This window comes from Clostridium sp. D33t1_170424_F3 (assembly GCF_015667585.1).
Lineage (GTDB): Bacteria > Bacillota > Clostridia > Oscillospirales > Acutalibacteraceae > Anaeromassilibacillus.
In genome coordinates this window covers 1-16206 of the sequence record NZ_JADPEG010000003.1, presented here as the reverse complement: position 1 = coordinate 16206, position 16206 = coordinate 1, and the positions used below count along the sequence as shown (strand labels likewise).

The 16206-nt window shown below is 54.2% G+C and carries 13 protein-coding genes; 12 read left to right on the top strand and 1 reads right to left on the bottom strand.

Annotated features, from left to right (window positions below; all coding sequences use genetic code 11):
* The first annotated feature begins 68 nt into the window (after positions 1 to 68).
* The 7 genes from I4V53_RS02660 (at position 69) to I4V53_RS02630 (ending at position 9962) form a co-directional block, all read left to right on the top strand.
* Positions 69 to 1130 (top strand): YidC/Oxa1 family membrane protein insertase, encoded by a 1062-nt coding sequence (locus tag I4V53_RS02660; protein ID WP_195983851.1) that lies wholly within the window; start codon positions 69 to 71, stop codon positions 1128 to 1130.
* Between the two features lie 53 nt (positions 1131 to 1183).
* The gene (gene jag / locus I4V53_RS02655; protein ID WP_195983850.1) at positions 1184 to 2062 is read left to right on the top strand and encodes an RNA-binding cell elongation regulator Jag/EloR; all 879 of its coding nucleotides are present in this window, start codon (positions 1184 to 1186) and stop codon (positions 2060 to 2062) included.
* 944 nt (positions 2063 to 3006) lie between these two features.
* Positions 3007 to 4371 carry a tRNA uridine-5-carboxymethylaminomethyl(34) synthesis GTPase MnmE gene (gene mnmE / locus I4V53_RS02650; RefSeq protein WP_195983849.1) on the top strand — a complete coding sequence of 455 codons (1365 nt, stop codon included), beginning with the start codon at positions 3007 to 3009 and terminating at the stop codon, positions 4369 to 4371.
* Positions 4372 to 5597: 1226 nt separating this feature from the next.
* Positions 5598 to 7469, top strand: coding sequence for a tRNA uridine-5-carboxymethylaminomethyl(34) synthesis enzyme MnmG (mnmG, locus tag I4V53_RS02645; RefSeq protein ID WP_195983848.1), 1872 nt, complete (start codon positions 5598 to 5600; stop codon positions 7467 to 7469).
* Entirely contained in the window at positions 7466 to 8185 is a 720-nt protein-coding gene (gene rsmG, locus I4V53_RS02640) for a 16S rRNA (guanine(527)-N(7))-methyltransferase RsmG (protein ID WP_195983847.1), read from the top strand. The genes mnmG and rsmG overlap by 4 nt, the downstream gene beginning before the upstream one ends.
* 74 nt (positions 8186 to 8259) lie before the next feature.
* Positions 8260 to 8829 carry a flavodoxin family protein gene (locus I4V53_RS02635; protein WP_195983846.1) on the top strand — a complete coding sequence of 190 codons (570 nt, stop codon included), beginning with the start codon at positions 8260 to 8262 and terminating at the stop codon, positions 8827 to 8829.
* Between the two features lie 164 nt (positions 8830 to 8993).
* Positions 8994 to 9962, top strand: a complete 969-nt coding sequence (locus tag I4V53_RS02630; protein WP_353616460.1) for a ParB/RepB/Spo0J family partition protein — start codon at positions 8994 to 8996, stop codon at positions 9960 to 9962.
* A gap of 207 nt (positions 9963 to 10169) precedes the next feature.
* On the opposite strand, the gene I4V53_RS02625 is transcribed toward I4V53_RS02630, so the two are convergent.
* Positions 10170 to 10412: a helix-turn-helix domain-containing protein gene (locus I4V53_RS02625; protein ID WP_195983845.1), complete on the bottom strand. Its 243-nt coding sequence runs from the start codon at positions 10410 to 10412 to the stop codon at positions 10170 to 10172.
* A 127-nt stretch (positions 10413 to 10539) separates the two neighbouring features.
* Between I4V53_RS02625 and I4V53_RS02620 the strand changes: the two genes are divergently transcribed.
* The 5 genes from I4V53_RS02620 (at position 10540) to I4V53_RS02600 (ending at position 15742) form a co-directional block, all read left to right on the top strand.
* Positions 10540 to 10779: a hypothetical protein gene (locus tag I4V53_RS02620; protein WP_195983844.1), complete on the top strand. Its 240-nt coding sequence runs from the start codon at positions 10540 to 10542 to the stop codon at positions 10777 to 10779.
* A gap of 542 nt (positions 10780 to 11321) precedes the next feature.
* Positions 11322 to 12086: a ParA family protein gene (locus I4V53_RS02615; RefSeq protein ID WP_195983843.1), complete on the top strand. Its 765-nt coding sequence runs from the start codon at positions 11322 to 11324 to the stop codon at positions 12084 to 12086.
* Between the two features lie 680 nt (positions 12087 to 12766).
* Positions 12767 to 13624, top strand: coding sequence for a ParB/RepB/Spo0J family partition protein (locus I4V53_RS02610; RefSeq protein WP_195983980.1), 858 nt, complete (start codon positions 12767 to 12769; stop codon positions 13622 to 13624).
* A gap of 43 nt (positions 13625 to 13667) precedes the next feature.
* Complete coding sequence (gene serS, locus I4V53_RS02605; protein ID WP_195983842.1) at positions 13668 to 14945, top strand: serine--tRNA ligase; 1278 nt, start codon at positions 13668 to 13670, stop codon at positions 14943 to 14945.
* Positions 14946 to 15013: 68 nt separating this feature from the next.
* Positions 15014 to 15742 (top strand): acyl-[acyl-carrier-protein] thioesterase, encoded by a 729-nt coding sequence (locus I4V53_RS02600; protein ID WP_195983841.1) that lies wholly within the window; start codon positions 15014 to 15016, stop codon positions 15740 to 15742.
* The last annotated feature ends 464 nt before the right edge of the window (positions 15743 to 16206 follow it).

The window sequence follows — 16206 nt, the reverse complement described above, 5'->3', positions numbered from 1 at the left end:
AAAGTTCCGGATACCATAGAGAAAAACCGGGCGTCTCGGCCCGGATCACAGTCAGGAGCATTGGTTACATGACGAGTATTTTTAACTGGTTCGGCGGGATCCTCGGATATCTGCTCTGGTTCTTTTACACCCTGATCCACAATTACGGGATCGCGATTCTTCTGTTCACCATTGTGACAAAGATTATCCTGTTCCCGTTCTCAATCAAGCAGCAGAAGTCCATGGCGGCCAACAGCAAGATGGCGGCTAAGCAAAAAGAGATTCAAAAGCGCTACGCAAACGACAAAGCAAAAATGCAGGAAGAGATGCAGAAGCTGTACGACCAGGAGGGGGTCAGCCCCGCCAGCGGCTGCCTGCCGATGCTTCTTCCGTTCCCGATCATGATCGGTATTTATTACACGGTGCTGTACCCGCTGCAGAATGCGCTGCACATCGGCATCGACTCCATCAATAAGGCGACGACGCTGCTCTCCCAAATCCCGGGCGTTGGCACGACGTTTAATTCCATGTATGGACAGATGGAGATTATCAAACACTTCGATCAGCTCCGCCCCCACCTCACCATGTTTAGCGGCGATGAGCTGGACAGAATCGCTTCCTTGAGCTCAGGTTTCAATTTCCTTGGATTGAACCTGCTGGATACCCCGCAGAGCAGCGGATTTTTCTCCTTTATGTGGCTGATTCCCGTGCTTTGCCTGGCCACGTCCTTGATTTCCCAGGTGGCGATGACAAAGATGCAGCCGGGCATGGACCAGCAGCAGGGCTGCATGAAGATAACGCTTTACATCATGCCCCTTTTCAGCGCATGGATCGCGTATACCCTGCCGGGCGCCGTCGGCTTCTATTGGATTATCCAGACGGTGGTCAGCTTTATCCAGACGCTGGTCCTGCGCAAGTTCTACAGCCCCGCGCTCATTGGCGCAAAGGCGGAGGCGCAGCGGATCGCGCTGCGTGAACAGGAGGAGGCCCGTATTCCGCGTTTGTCCGTGCCGATGAAGATTGCGTCCGGCGCACCGGCCAAACAGCAGGCAAACAAAAAAGAAAAAGCATTGCCTCAGCAGAGCCAGGGACAAAAGCCCAAGGGAAAGAACAAGCAAAACAGCGACGATTATCGCGGAAGCAAAAAATAAGGACGCCGCACGGCAGGAAAACCATGCGGTGAAACGCCGGGAGGGGTTTTAACGTGATTAAAGAAGTAATCGGCACGGGCGCGACAGTGGAAGAAGCCTTTGAGACCGCATGCAGGGAATTGGGCGTCGAGTCCCACGAAGCAGAGTTCGAGATTCTGGAAATGCCGGTCCGCAAGACATTCGGTTTATTCGGCGGTAATCCTGCAAAAGTGCGCGCGTTTATCAAGAGCAGTCCAGCGGACGCGGCGGCGGCGTATTTGAAAAGGATTTTGGAAAACATGGGCCTGACCTCCGTTGCATTTGATATTCAGGAGGAGGAAAGCGGCGCGATGATCTCCCTGACGGGGGATGACATCGGCTTTATCATCGGCCACCGCGGCGAGACGCTTGACGCGCTGCAGTATCTGGCGGGCCTGGTCGCCAACCACATCGACAACACCTATTATCGGATTACATTGGATATCGGTAATTACCGCGAGAAACGCAAGGACACCCTGGAAGTGCTGGGCCGAAAGATGGCGGCAAAAGCTGTTAAGATCGGCCGCAACTGTTCCCTGGAGCCGATGAACCCGTATGAGCGCCGCATCATTCATACCGCTGTGCAGCAGGTAGAGGGCGCAAAGAGCTGGAGCGAGGGAGAGGATCTCAACCGCCACGTGGTAATCGGTCCCGAAGGCGGCGAAAAGCCGCTGCCGCGCAGACCCTACAACAATACCCGCGGACCCCGCAAGCCCTATGGGGACAAGCCGTATGGAGATAAGCCGCGCGGCGGCTTCCATAAGAACGGCGGCGGTTATAACAACCGCGGCCCGCGCCCGCAGCAGAGCGGCCCCAGACCGCCGCGCCCGAACAACAGCGCGCCGCAGACGCCTAAGCGCGAAACAAGCGGCCCGCTCTATGGACGCATCGACGTCAAAAAAGAGGACAACTAACTGAACAAAGCAACCGGCGCTGCCGGAAGGGGGACGGTTCGTGGGAATCGTCCTCTTTTTATTGCGGCGGGGGTTGTGAATTCAGGCCGGTTGTGGATGGCTTTACAGTTTTTAAATTTATCGTTTTTATCTGCATCATCTTGCGTTGAACTGACAGAAGCCTGTGGGATGAAATCGCCGCGCCTTCGGTTCGCTTGATGTGCGGCAACGGTCAGGTTCCATGCGAGCCTGTGGATTGAAACAGGAAATCCATGCACTACAATCCTTTTGCCTGCAGTCAAAGCCCACAGGGGGTGCGATGGATAGAATTCACGCTTCCAGCGACGCGCCGCAGCTGGTGAAATAAAGTCAGTGCCAACAAAAGCACTGTGGATTGAAATGATGGTGGAACGTTACACCATGATGCGCTGCCTGTCAGTGCCCGCAGGGGCACTGTGGATTGAAATTACCAAGGCCAACGTCAAGTGTCAGTATCCATAGAGATACTGTGGGTTAAAAGCAGGAATCTGAATGGTCCGGATGAACCAGAGGAACAAAAATGAAATGGGATTGAAATAAAGAAAAGGTTGTGCAGAATGTGCTGTGTAGTCAGGCTCAGAAAGGCCTGTGGGTTGAAATCCGCAATCATAATTTTTCTTTCCCTCGTACACGGCCAGTACCCGCGGGGCACTGTGGGTTGAAATGGATCGTTCGGACGGCGTAAAAGTCATCGTTGCAAGACCGGTGTGCCGGAAATCGCGGTACATTTGATGTACTGCCGAAGTGAAAAATGAGTCAGTAGCCTTAAAGGTGCTGTGGAATGCAATTTGATTGGTGATAGTGTAAAGGATATGATCGTAAGACCGGCGTCCTTTTGGATGTCGTGAATAACGTGTTTGATCTGCCATTTCGGCAACAAAGTTGAGGTCAGCGTTATTTTAACGCTGTGTGTAAAGGAGAACAGCATGGCAAAGACAATCGCGGCAATTTCCACGCCGCAGGCGGCGGGCGGCATCGGAGTTGTCCGCATTTCCGGACCGGAGGCCCGCGCGGTTGCGGGTCGTGTATTTCGTTCCGCGCATGGGAAGTCGTTGGATGAGCTAAAGGGATATACCGCGCTCTATGGGCGCGTGTTTGACAGGGAAGGGGACATCGACGAAGCGATTGCCCTGAATTTCAGAGCGCCCGCGAGTTTTACCGGGGAGGACGTGGTGGAGCTTTCCTGCCACGGCGGCCTGTATGTGATGCGCCGCGTGCTCAAAGCGGTGTTTGCCGCGGGCGCATCCCCGGCGGGGCCGGGCGAATTTACGCGCAGGGCGTTTCTGAACGGAAAGATTGGATTGACAGAGGCCGAATCCGTGATGCAGATTATCTCCGCGCAGGGGGTAGAGGCGGGTAAGGTTGCTCTGGCGGGACATGACGGCGCGCTGGAAAAGCGCATCCACGCCATCCGGGAAACTCTGCTGTCCGCCGCCGCGCATCTGGAGGCGTGGGCCGATTATCCGGACGACGACATTCCGCAGGTGGACGAAGCCGAATTGGAGCAAACGCTGGCCCAGACAAAAATTGATCTGGAAAAGCTGCTTGCGCAGTTCGACGCGGGAAAAGCAATCCGCGAGGGCGTCAATACCGTGATCGCGGGTCGTCCCAATGTTGGAAAATCCACGTTGATGAACCTGCTCTCCGGCTGTGAACGCTCCATAGTGACGGAGTACGCCGGAACCACACGCGATATTGTGGAGGAGACCGTCCTGCTGGGCGGGGTGCCGCTGCATCTGGCGGATACGGCGGGCATCCGGTCGACCTCCGATCCGGTGGAACAGATCGGCGTCGACCGCGCGAAAGAACGCGTCCAGACGGCCCAGCTTGTTCTGGCGGTATTTGATTCCTCACAGGAGCTCAACGAGGAGGACATCGCCCTGATTGAGACGGTCAAAGACGCGCCCGCCGTCGCGGTGATTAATAAAAGCGACCTGGAAAGCCGGATCGACCTGCCCTATATCGAAAAGGCCTTTCGGCAGGTGGTGTACATTTCGGCTTTGTCCGGCGATGGTTTGGAAGCCCTGAAAGAAGCGGTTGCTTCGATTTTGAAAACAAATGAGCTGGACCCCTCCGGGGGAATTCTCTTTACGGAACGTCAGCGCGACGCGGCCCGGCGCGCGCTTGACTGCGTACAGGAAGCCGCCGACGCACAGCGCGCCGGTATGACGCTCGACGCTGTCACCGTTTCCGTGGAGGCGGCGATTTCCACACTGCTGGAACTCACCGGCGAACGCGCCACAGAGGCCGTTGTCGATCAGGTCTTTGCCCATTTCTGTGTGGGGAAATAGTCGTTTTTCTTAGGTTTTATAAGATAGCGTATTTGCTTGTTTGATATTATCTCAGCCAATAGGATATTGAAATTTCAAAGAGAAAACAGAAAACGAAAGCGTTGCCGACAATTTGCTGGAGTCTTAGATTTGCTATAGTCTCAGAGTAGAAAGACTAGTCAAAGCGCTGTCACTAATAAAAATCACGCCACTCCCCTGAGATTTTCAAGTATATGAGGAACACCGGGAGTAATGGGGGCGGACGTTGAGTAAAATACCATGAAATGCCCACAGAGAAAAGAATAATCTTCCATGAAGCATCTTTGTTGACAATTTGCCGAAATCTTAAAAGAAAAAAATTCAGCCAAAGCTCTGCCGGCAATGAAAAGCACGTCGCTCTCCCTGAGCAGCTCAGGTATATGAGGATACCGGGGGTGAAGGGGGGCGCGAGTCGTACCCTCCCGGAGCCCAGCTCTCACGCCCCCCTTCGCGTGCTTTTGCTTACTTTTGTGGCAAGACGAAAAGTAAGTGCCGCCCGGCATGAGGGCAAACCAGCGGGTTCCTCTCGCTTTATCAAAAGCGCAAGTAGGTTATATGATTACACATGCAATTGGTTTTAGATGTTTAAAGAAATATAAATACAAGTTGCTTATACAACAATATACAGGACTATTTAATGCAGTAAAATAAAATTTTTAAAAGAAATGTTGTTTATGCAATAAAATTTCTTTAGATTTTCAAAAGCAAAGTCTCCCATTGTTTTGGTAGTATAGAAAATTTCCTTTTTCTTTTTGAAAGTAAAGAACCTTATTGCTTCCGCAATATGAAAATTGTTTAATAAAATTTGTTTTACTTTTTTAAAGTAAAAAGTCTTTGCTGTCGCTTTTCAAAGCGACGAAAACCCCCGGCTTTTGCCGGGGAACCAAAGAAAAGCCCCAGAGGCAGCTCCCTGTCTCATAAAAAACCATATCACTCGTTCCCACTCGCTCTTCTCAGAAAGAGAGTTCCGTTCTCTGCGGAGAACGGCAAAGGACCCTGCCCTTTGATCCCGCCGCTTTTCAGAAAAGCGGAAAAACACGTTTTAGCCCTTACTTGCAAGGTAAAAAACACCATTGCCGGAGATGCAAAAGACATTAACGTCCATACCGTTCCGGGCCGCAGTCCTTTAACACTCGATCATTTCATCCAATGAAGAAAAAGAAGCCTTTATGGCGAAATTTGTAATAAAACAAAGGGGGAACCCCATTTTGACCTATCAAGCGGGAAATTACGATGTCGCCGTGATCGGTGCGGGGCACGCGGGCATCGAAGCGGCGCTGGCCTCTGCGCGGCTCGGCTGTAAGACCGTCGTCTTTACCATCAATCTGGATGCCGTGGGCAATTGTCCGTGTAACCCGTCCATCGGCGGAACGGCAAAAGGCCATCTCGTCCGTGAAATCGATGCGCTCGGCGGGGAGATGGGCAGGACAGCCGATGCAACGTTTATCCAGAGCCGGATGCTCAACCGCGGGAAAGGTCCAGCGGTGCATTCCCTGCGCGCGCAGATCGACCGGCGTGCCTACAGCGCCGTGATGAAACACAAGCTGGAATTACAGGAAAACCTGCAATTGAAGCAGGCGGAGGTAGTGTCTCTGTCCCGCGATGGGGAAAAGTGGCTCCTGACCACCCGGATGGGCGCGCAGTACCGCGTCAGGGCAGTAATCATCGCGACTGGAACCTTTCTCGGCGGGCGCATCTATGTCGGGGAAGTCGCCTACGACAGTGGGCCGGACGGCATGTTCCCGGCGGCGTTTCTGGGGGAGTCCCTGCAAAAGCTGGGATTGCGCCTGCGCCGCTTTAAAACGGGAACCCCCGCGCGCGTGCTGCGGTCCAGTATCGATTACACCGAGCTGGAAGTACAGGAGGGGGACGAACCCGTGGTTCCGTTTTCCTACGATACCCTTCATCCCGGGAAAAATAAAGCGGTTTGCCACGTCTCCTGGACAAACGAACGGACCAAAGAAATCATTTTGGAGAACATCCATCGGTCTCCGCTCTATGGCGGGAAAATAGAGGGCGTCGGCCCGCGCTATTGTCCCAGTCTGGAGGACAAAATCGTCCGGTTTGCGGACAAAAAGCGACACCAGCTTTTTATCGAGCCGTGCGGACTCGACACCGAAGAAATGTATTTGCAGGGGATGAGCTCGTCCCTGCCGGAGGAAGTGCAACTTCAATTCTACCGCTCGATCAAAGGGCTGGAGCATGTGGAAATCATGCGCTGCGCCTACGCGATTGAATACGACTGCGTGGACCCGCTCCAGATGGACGCCACGCTGGAATTCATGGATTGTCCCGGGCTCTACGGCGCGGGGCAGTTTAACGGCAGTTCCGGCTATGAGGAGGCCGCCGCACAGGGTTTGGTCGCGGGAATCAACGCCGCGTTGAAAATCCAGGGAAAGGAACCGCTGATCCTCGACCGCGCCGGTTCCTATATCGGCACGCTGATCGACGACCTGATTACCAAAGGCGTGACGGACCCCTACCGCATGATGACTTCCCGGTCGGAGTACCGGCTGGTCCTGCGGCAGGACAACGCGGACGAACGCCTCACGCCGACCGGGCGCGCCCTGGGCCTGATCGGAGACGAACGCTGGGAACGGTACTGCCTGAAGCAGGAGCGCATTCAAAAAGAGCGCGCCCGCGCGGGAAAAGTGGTTTTGCCGCCCTCAGAGGTGCTGAACGACATCCTTGTTTCACGTGGAACAGCGCCGGTTACGACCGGCGTCAAGCTGGCGGACCTGCTGCGCCGCCCGGAATTGAATTACGAGGTTTTGACGCCTGTGGATATTACGCGTCCGGAGCTGCCAGCGGATATTTTTGAAAACGTGGAGATTGAAATCAAATACGAGGGTTACATCAAACGCCAGAAGGCGGATATCGCGGAAATGCGGCGTCTGGAAGGCAAAAAACTGCCGCGCCACGTGGATTACCACACTATAGTCGGCCTGCGCACGGAAGCGCAGGAAAAGCTGGAAAAAGTCAAGCCGGCAAACATCGGGCAGGCGTCGCGCATCAGCGGCGTCAGTCCGGCGGACGTGTCCGTTCTGCTGATCTGGCTGGCAAAAGGGGAGGCAACATGAGCGAGGATATCAGAAGTTATTTGCGGGAAATCGCCCAGATCGATCAGATCGAGGTGACGGAGGAACAGGCCGAACAGTTTCAGACCTATCTGGAGCTGCTGGTGGAGTGGAACCAGAAGATGAACCTGACGGCGATTACAGAGCCGAAGGAGGTGGCTGTCAAGCATTTTCTGGACAGTATTCTTTTGCTGCCGTATATCGATGCGTACAAAGAGCCCGTTTCGCTGATTGATGTGGGAACGGGCGCGGGATTCCCCGGCGTGCCGCTGAAAATCATGCGTCCATCGTTGAAATTGACGCTGTTGGACAGTCTCAACAAGCGCCTGACCTTTTTAAAAGAGGTCACGGATCGGCTGGGGCAGGATGTGAAGATCATCCACGCGCGGGCGGAAGAAGGCGGGCGGCAGAAGCCCCTGCGCACGCAGTTTGCGTTTGCCACGGCCCGTGCGGTTGCGCCGATGAACCTGCTGTGCGAATACTGCTTGCCGTTTTTGAAGATGGGCGGGACGTTTCTCGCGATGAAGGGCCCCGGCGCGGAGGAAGAGGTGCAGGCGGCAAAGCATGCCATCGGCGTACTGGGCTGCGAACTGGATGGGATAGACGCCTTTGCATTGCCCGGCGGCGACGCGCGCCGTGTCGTTCGCATCACCCGCGTCAAGCCTCTGGACCCGGCATATCCGCGTCATGGTTCAAAAATCGCAAAAAAGCCGCTTTGAGAGCGGCCGGGTTTTCCACCAAAAACAGGACGGTTGTGGAAAACCTGCGCGCGTCGATTGAAAGGAAGGATCGTTTGAAGGCTTTACTGATAAACGCTAGCTCCAAAAAGAACGGCAATACAGCGCGTTTGGTCGGGCTGGTTGCAGACGCGTTTCAGGAGAAAGGCATGCAGGTGGAGACGCTTTGTCTGGGAGAGCAGTCGTATTCCTTTTGTAAGGGCTGCCGCAGCTGCTATCAGACGGCGGAATGCGTGCAGCAGGACGACGTCCAGAAGGTACTGGGAAAAATGGCGGACGCGGACGTTATTCTGATTGCTTCTCCGGATTATTGGGGCGACGTCACCGGCCATTTAAAGGTGTTTATGGATCGCTGTACGCCGTACAGCAAGGCGCATCAGCCGTATGCGGCGCTGCCGGGCGGAAAACGCGGCATTTCCATTGCATTGAGCGCGGGGGAGGACCCGCGCGAGTGCAAGGCGATTCTTATGAAGATAGAAAACCTGTTCCGAACGCTGGGGATCAAACCCGCCGCGAGCTTTTATACCTGTGGGATCCTGACGGAACAGGATCTGGAGCGCGATGAGGGAAAGCTGGCGGAAGCGGCCTTCTTTGCGTCGGAAATCGCAAAAGCGCTGGTTCCCTGATCGGTTTTCCACAAGAAACCCGCAAACGGTGGAAAACTCGCAAAATAAATGATTTTTCGCGTACAGATTGTTACAAAAAATCACGCCTCCCATATGGTATTCTATAAGCACAGAAGGACAAGCCCCACGGGGCCTTGACCATAAACGTGCGAGGAGAATCTCAGATGGGAGGTTTTTTGATGGGGATCCTGCAGGACAAGCGGCGCGTCATTGAGGTGCCGTTGGAAGAAATCATTCCAAACCCGGCGCAGCCGCGGCGGACGTTCCCGGAAAAGGAATTGCTGGAGCTCAGCCGCAGCATCAAGCAGAACGGGTTGTTACAGCCGCTGAGCGTACGGCGGACAAAAGACGGATACGAACTGATCGCGGGGGAACGCCGTCTGCGCGCCTGCCGGATGGCGGGGCTGGACAGCGTGTCGTGTATCGTTAATTCGTGCAGCGATAAACAAAGCGCGGTGCTGGCGATGACGGAAAACCTGCAGCGGCAGGATTTGCAGATATTTGAAGAGGCGGAGGGCATCCGCCGCCTGATTGAGGAGTGGGGCGTGACCCAGGAGGAAGCGGCGCTTCGATTGGGGAAGAGCCAGTCCACCCTGGCGAACAAGCTCCGGCTGCTGCGCCTGACGCAGGAAGAACGCAAAAAGATCAGCGAAGCGGGGCTGACGGAACGTCATGCGCGCGCGCTGCTGCGGATTGAGGACAGCGACCTGCGCGGGAAAGCGCTGCAGTCGATCATCGAGCATCATTTTAACGTACAGCAGACCGACGAGTATATCGAAAAGCTTTTATCCGACAAGGAGGAAAAGCCGAAGAGCAAACGACGCGTCATTGTCAAGGATATTCGCATCTTTATGAATACGATCAACCATGCGGTCAAGACCATGCAGATGTCGGGAATCCAGGCAAAAACCATCCGCAATGAAACCGACGAATACATAGAATGCGTCGTCCGTATCCCCAAGACGGCTTCCAGCCAGGTCGGCGCGGGCGAAAGCGTGCACAGACAAAGCACCCCGGAAGTCCGGACCTGCGGTCAGCACGGCGCGGGCGAAAGCATATACAAGCAAAGTACCCCGGAAGGCCGCGACGGAAAGGAGCTGCTCCCGGAAATCGCCTTGACGGCAACCGCCTGAAAAACTTTTTATGCTTATATATCCTCAATTGGATTGTAGATAGATGCAGCATGGGCGAGGCTGGATAAAAAACGCCCCTGAAACAGCGTACAAGACTACTCCCATTTCCCTTATATTTTCCCTGTGAAGAAAACCGGCGCAGGGCGGCTAAATGTCGCCTTGCGCCGGTTTTCTGTTGTTTTGCTGAAAAACAATCATTTTTAACGATTATAACAACCCTTCAAAGAATGCATCAAAAGAGCTGACTCCATAAATTTGCTTGAGTGCCAGCAAAACACTGATTTTGACACTATATTTGCCTTGTTCCATTTTAGCTAATATGTCCTCAGTCATGGGAAGTTCCAGCAGCTCTACCCGGGCGGAAGCCTCGCGTTGAGATAAACCGGCTTTTCTCCTTAGTGCTTTGAGATTAGGACCAATGGAAATATCTTGTTTCAATCCGTTCGACATAATACCCTCCCAAAATAAATAACTGGATAAATATATCCATCTTGATTTTATCTTAGTTTTTCTGATATAATTGGATAAATACATCCAGTTTGAAAATAAATGCAGACAAAACAGGGAGATAGTGAAAATGAACGAGAAAGAAGAACAGATTGGTAAGATTAAAGAACTTATGGAGGGAGCGCCTCCCAAGATGCAAAATGCGATCATACGTATCATTAGTAATTACGAATTTTTAAAAAAGATTTGTCAACATTCAGGACTAACGGAGAATGAAATGCAAAAATATAAGGAAGAAGCCCTCTTAAAAGAAGACTATATGATGTTTGCCATGCTGTGCTTTTCACAAATGTTAGAACAAGAAGAATAAAAAACGAATCATCCAATCTTGAGATAAAAGCTTTCTCTCATGCGACGATTCAACCGCCGGGCCGAATGTGAACCATCGGTGGGGATTCGCCTCTGGTGGAAACCATTCTCCCTATTGTTAATCTATTAAAGTTACAGGCTGTTTTCATTCCAAGGGGAGTATGGAGCACTGTCCGAAATGCAAACACCTGATCTATTGCGATTGACCATCGGATCGATCACAAATTACTTTGCGCCCTTAAGGCCAGGATCGCTCAAAAGCGGTTTAGCCCTTAGCGCTTTTTATTAGTATGAAAAAATGGAGCGGAACGGCAGAAAAGTCTGCAAAATGAAAGAGAGCGATCCCTTGATAAGAGAGCCAATCAACGCAAAGTTTCACGTGAAACAGCAGTTTTTAAACGATAAACCTTTCCCTTGCCGCTTGTCCGTGCTATAATAGGAAGCACAAGGAAGATGGCGCGGCCATCTTTTATCCTTTTTGAAAGTCCGGGACGGCTTTATTTCGTCCTGAGAGAAAAAAGGCAGGGAAACGGAGGCCGGTTCATGGGAAAAATACTCGCGATTGCAAACCAGAAGGGCGGCGTTGGGAAGACGACCACCGCGGTCAACCTTGCGTCCGCGCTCGGCGCGAAGGGGCAGAAGACGCTGCTGGTGGACGTGGACCCGCAGGGGAACTCCTCCAGCGGGGTGGGCGTCGACCGCCGCAGGCTGAAAAGTACCATGTATGAGGTCCTGATCGGCGAGGTGCAGGCGAAGGACGCGCGCATTCATACAGAGTTTGCCAACCTGGACCTGCTGCCCTCCAGCATGGACCTGGCCGGGGCGGAGCTGGAGCTGATCGAGATGGAGCACCGCGAATCCATCCTGAAAAGCGCGCTGGTGCCGCTCCGCGCGGAATACGATTACATCGTCATCGACTGTCCGCCGTCTCTGGGAATCATTACGACAAACGCGCTCTGTGTGGCGGATGCGCTGCTGGTGCCGATCCAGTGCGAATATTACGCGCTGGAAGGGTTGTCCCAGTTGATGAACTCTGTGCGGCGCGTGAAACGGCAGTATAACGAACAGCTGGACATCGAAGGCGTGCTCTTGACAATGTATGACGGGCGGTTGAACCTGACGCAGCAGGTGGTGGAAGAGGTCAAAAAGTACTTCCCGCGCAAAGTCTTTGCGACAGTGATTCCGCGCACGGTCCGCCTGAGCGAAGCGCCGAGTTTCGGCAAGCCGATCGGCTATTTTGACCGCAGTAACAAAGGCGCCCTTGCTTACGACGCCCTCGCCGACGAAATCCTTCTCCATAACCGCTGACCTCCGGTCGGGACGGCGCGGGCGGACGTTGAGTGAAACAAAATCCCACGGATGTCCGCGACAGAAAGGACAAGCTCCCGGCTCTGCAGTCAGTCTGCCGTACAGTGTATAAAAATCATAATCTGCGCAATAGAGGGATAAAAAGAATAAACATCCATATGGCATCCTAGCCGACAACGATATTTAAACCTAAAAGAAAAAGTAAAGACCAAAGTTTCGCCGGCAATGAAAAGCACGTAGCTCTCCCTGAGCAACTCAGGTATACGGGGGATACCGGGGGTGAAGGGGGGCGCGAGTCGAACCCACCCGGAGCCCAGCTCTCACGCCCCCCTTCGCGTGCTTTTGCTTACTTTTGTGGCAAGACGGACACGCAGTGTCTGACGCGCCTCCGGCGATGGTCGTTTGAAGCATCGAGCGAGGCTTTAGCCTCAAGCGAGCGTCCCCACCGGAGGTGCCGCCCGGCATGAGGGCAAACCAGCGGGTTTCTCTCGCTTTTTAAAAAGCAAAGAAAGCGTAAAATATGCGCATATATATTATGTCTGTTTTAAGAAAAACTCTTATTGAAGATAAAATCTTAACGATATGCCCATACTGAAAAAGTACCATTATAAAAATAAATATAAAAGTTTCCATTGCTTTCCCAAAGCAAAATCCCCCTTAGGAGGTGAAACACATTGGCAATGAAAAAGAAAGGCGGTCTGGGCAAAGGCCTGGACGCCATCTTCGCAGAAAACGATATGGAGGACGCCAACGCGACCGTCAAGCTGAAAATCAGCGAGATCGAGCCGAACCGTGCGCAGCCCCGTAAAGAGTTCAACGACGAAGCGCTGGCGGAGCTGGCGGATTCCATCGCACAGCACGGCGTGTTGCAGCCGCTTCTGGTCCGCCCGCTGTTGGGCGGCGGATACCAGATCGTCGCCGGGGAACGCCGCTGGCGGGCGGCGCGCATGGCCGGCGTTTCCGAGGTTCCCGTGCTGGTGCGGGAAATGAGCGACAGCGAAGTCATGGAACTGGCGCTGATCGAAAACCTTCAAAGGGAAGACCTGACTCCGCTGGAAGAGGCGCAGGGCTATCAGGCGCTGATCGAATCCTACAGCTTTACGCAGGAGGAAGTCTCCAAAACGGTGGGGAAATCCCGCCCCGCCGTGGCGAACGCGCTGCGCCTGCTGCATCTGCCGGAGGACCTGCAAGCGTTGGTCAACGCCGGGAAACTCTCTGCCGGCCACGCGCGCACGCTGCTGAGCTTCCAGGACCCGGAGGAAATGCAGAAGGCCGCAGCGCTCGTGGTGGAGCAGGGCATCTCTGTGCGGGAGCTGGAAAAGCTGGCGAACCAGTTAAACGGGAAAGAGCCCGCGCCGCGTCCGCGTAAAGCGAATCGCATCCACTATTTTGACGAGGTGGAATTGGCGCTCCATGAACACCTGGGACGCAAAGTACACGTCAGCGGAAGCAAAAAACGCGGCGTCCTGCAAATTGAGTTTTACGGCGAGCAGGATCTGGCGGACTTGATGAAGCTTTTCCAGGAGGAAGACACATAAAAAACTGTTTCACATGAAACATTGATAAAAGGAGTTAACGAACATGCTGGATATTAAATTGATTCGGACAGAGCCGGACCTGGTCAAGGCGGCGATTAAAAAGCGCGAGATGGACCTCGACGCGGTGGTGGACGATATTCTCAAGATCGACGTGGAGCGCCGCGAGGTCACCGGCAAGGTAGAAGCGAAGAAAGCGGAGCAGAACGCCGCGACCAAACAGATTCCTGTGATGAAAAAAGAGGGCAAGGACGTCTCCTCGCTGATGGCGCAGATGAAGGCGCTTTCCGCGGAGATCAAGGAGTTTGACGCAGAGCTGGGCAAGCTCGAGGACCGTCAGAAGGAACTGATGCTGTCCCTGCCAAACCTGCCGGACGAGGACGTCGCCGCGGGCGGCAAGGAGCAGAACGTCCCGGTCCGCTATTTCAAGGAAAAACCCGTCTTTGACTTTGAAATGAAGAACCATGTGGATCTCTGCGAAAGCCTTGGTATGATCGACTATCAGCGCGGCGCGAAGATCGCAGGAAACGGCGCGTGGCTATACCGTGGCTGGGGTGCGCGCATGGAGTGGGCGCTGCTGAACTTCTTTGTCAACGAGCATTTGGGAGACGGCTACGAGCTGATCCTCCCGCCGCACATGCTCAACTACGAATGCGGCTATGTCGCGGGCCAGTTCCCGAAGTTCGGGGACGAGGTCTACTGGATTCAGAATCCCACCAGCGCGGACCGCAAATTCATGCTGCCCACGGCGGAGACAGCGCTGGTCAACGTGCACCGCGACGAAATCCTCACAGAGGAGGAGCTGCCGCGCAAATATATTGCTTACACGCCCTGCTACCGCCGCGAGGCCGGTTCTTATCGCGCGGAGGAGCGCGGCATGATCCGCGGCCACCAGTTCAATAAGGTGGAAATGGTCCAGTACACCACGCCGGAGGGTTCCGACGCGGCGTTTGAGGAGATGGTCGGCAAGGCGGAACGTCTCGTTCAGGAGCTGGGGCTGCACTACCGCCTGAGCAAGCTCGCCGCGGGCGACTGCTCGTTCTCCATGGCGCGGACATACGACATCGAGGTCTGGATTCCCAGCATGGGCATTTACAAGGAGGTTTCCTCCGCGTCCAACGCGCGCGACTACCAGGCGCGCAGAGGCAACGTGAAATACCGCGGCGCGGACAAGAAGCTGCACTTTGCGCACACGCTGAACGCGTCCGGTCTGGCGACCAGCCGCATCATGCCCGCCATTGTGGAACAGTACCAGAACGCCGACGGTTCCGTAACCGTGCCGGAGGTTCTGCGTCCCTACATGGGTGTCGACGTCATTAAATAAAAAGAGCGATGATAGAAGAAGCAACTTCCCCCGGCGGCAGCGCCGGGGGATTCTTTCAGGAGGGTTTCATGATAACGACCGAAGAATATGTCCGCACCGAAACGGTGGCCAGCTATGAGGTGGGCGCGCAGGGCGTTTTAAAGCTCAGCGTCCTGCTGCGGATGGCGCAGGAGACCAGTGAACAGCATTTGGGTGCGCTGGGCCTCGGCTACGAAAAACTGAAGGCGGACGGACTTGTCTTTTTAATTACAAACAATCTGGTCAGAATCAGGCGCATGCCGCGCCACAACGACGTGCTGACCATTAAGACGCATCCGCGCGGCACGGCGGGCGTGCAGTTTTACCGCGACTTTGTGTTCTATATCGGCGAAGAGGAGGTCATCCGCATCATGCAGACCTCCGTATCCGCCGACCCGGAATCGCACAAAATCCTGCGCCCCAAGGTGTTTTTGGGCTATAACATCTTTGCGGATGAAAAGATGGAAAAGGAAAGCCGCGTCGAGCGCGTCACGCCGCCGGAGGGACTGCCGCTTTTGGGCGAGCGCCCGATCCGGTATTCCGACCTTGATTTTAACCACCACCTGAACAACGCGATCTATGGGGATATTCTGCTGGATTACCTGCCCGAGGGGATTCGTACGCGCGGGATTTCTGAAATCCAGGTCAGCTATGTCAATGAAAGTGTGCTGGGGGAAACCCTCCGCATTTTCGGCGGCGAAACAGGGGCGGGGGAATATATCCTTTACGGGGAAAATGCGCGCGGCCTTGGTTTTTCCACCCGGCTGCTTTTCGGGTAATGGTGTGATCGCCAGGAGAAGGGGAGAGGTTGCCAGCTAGGAAAGGCGTTCAGATCAAAATTATCAGCAGAACAAAACAGGCACAAGCAGAGACTGCTCTTTCCGCCCGCAGTGGACAGCGAAAAGAAAAAGCGGACACAACTGCGTCCGCTTGAAATGCGATCAATGTATAAGGAGTCACGGTTGGCCGCGCTGGGAAATGTCCGGTTGGCCCCGGGAAACACGTTTTGAAAGCGAATGGCCGGCGCGTATGATGATCAACGCCCTGGCATGCCTGACGAACGGTTGCGGCAACCAGACTGAAAGAATGAAAAGGCCAGCGCTCCCATAAGGTTGCATATGCAAAAAAGCCCTCCGGTTTGAACAGGTCCAGTAAAAACGGACAGTGACAAAGTACCCCCTGATGTAGGAAAATAGACTACATCAGGGGGTATTGTCATGGAGAAACGGAATTATACACAAGT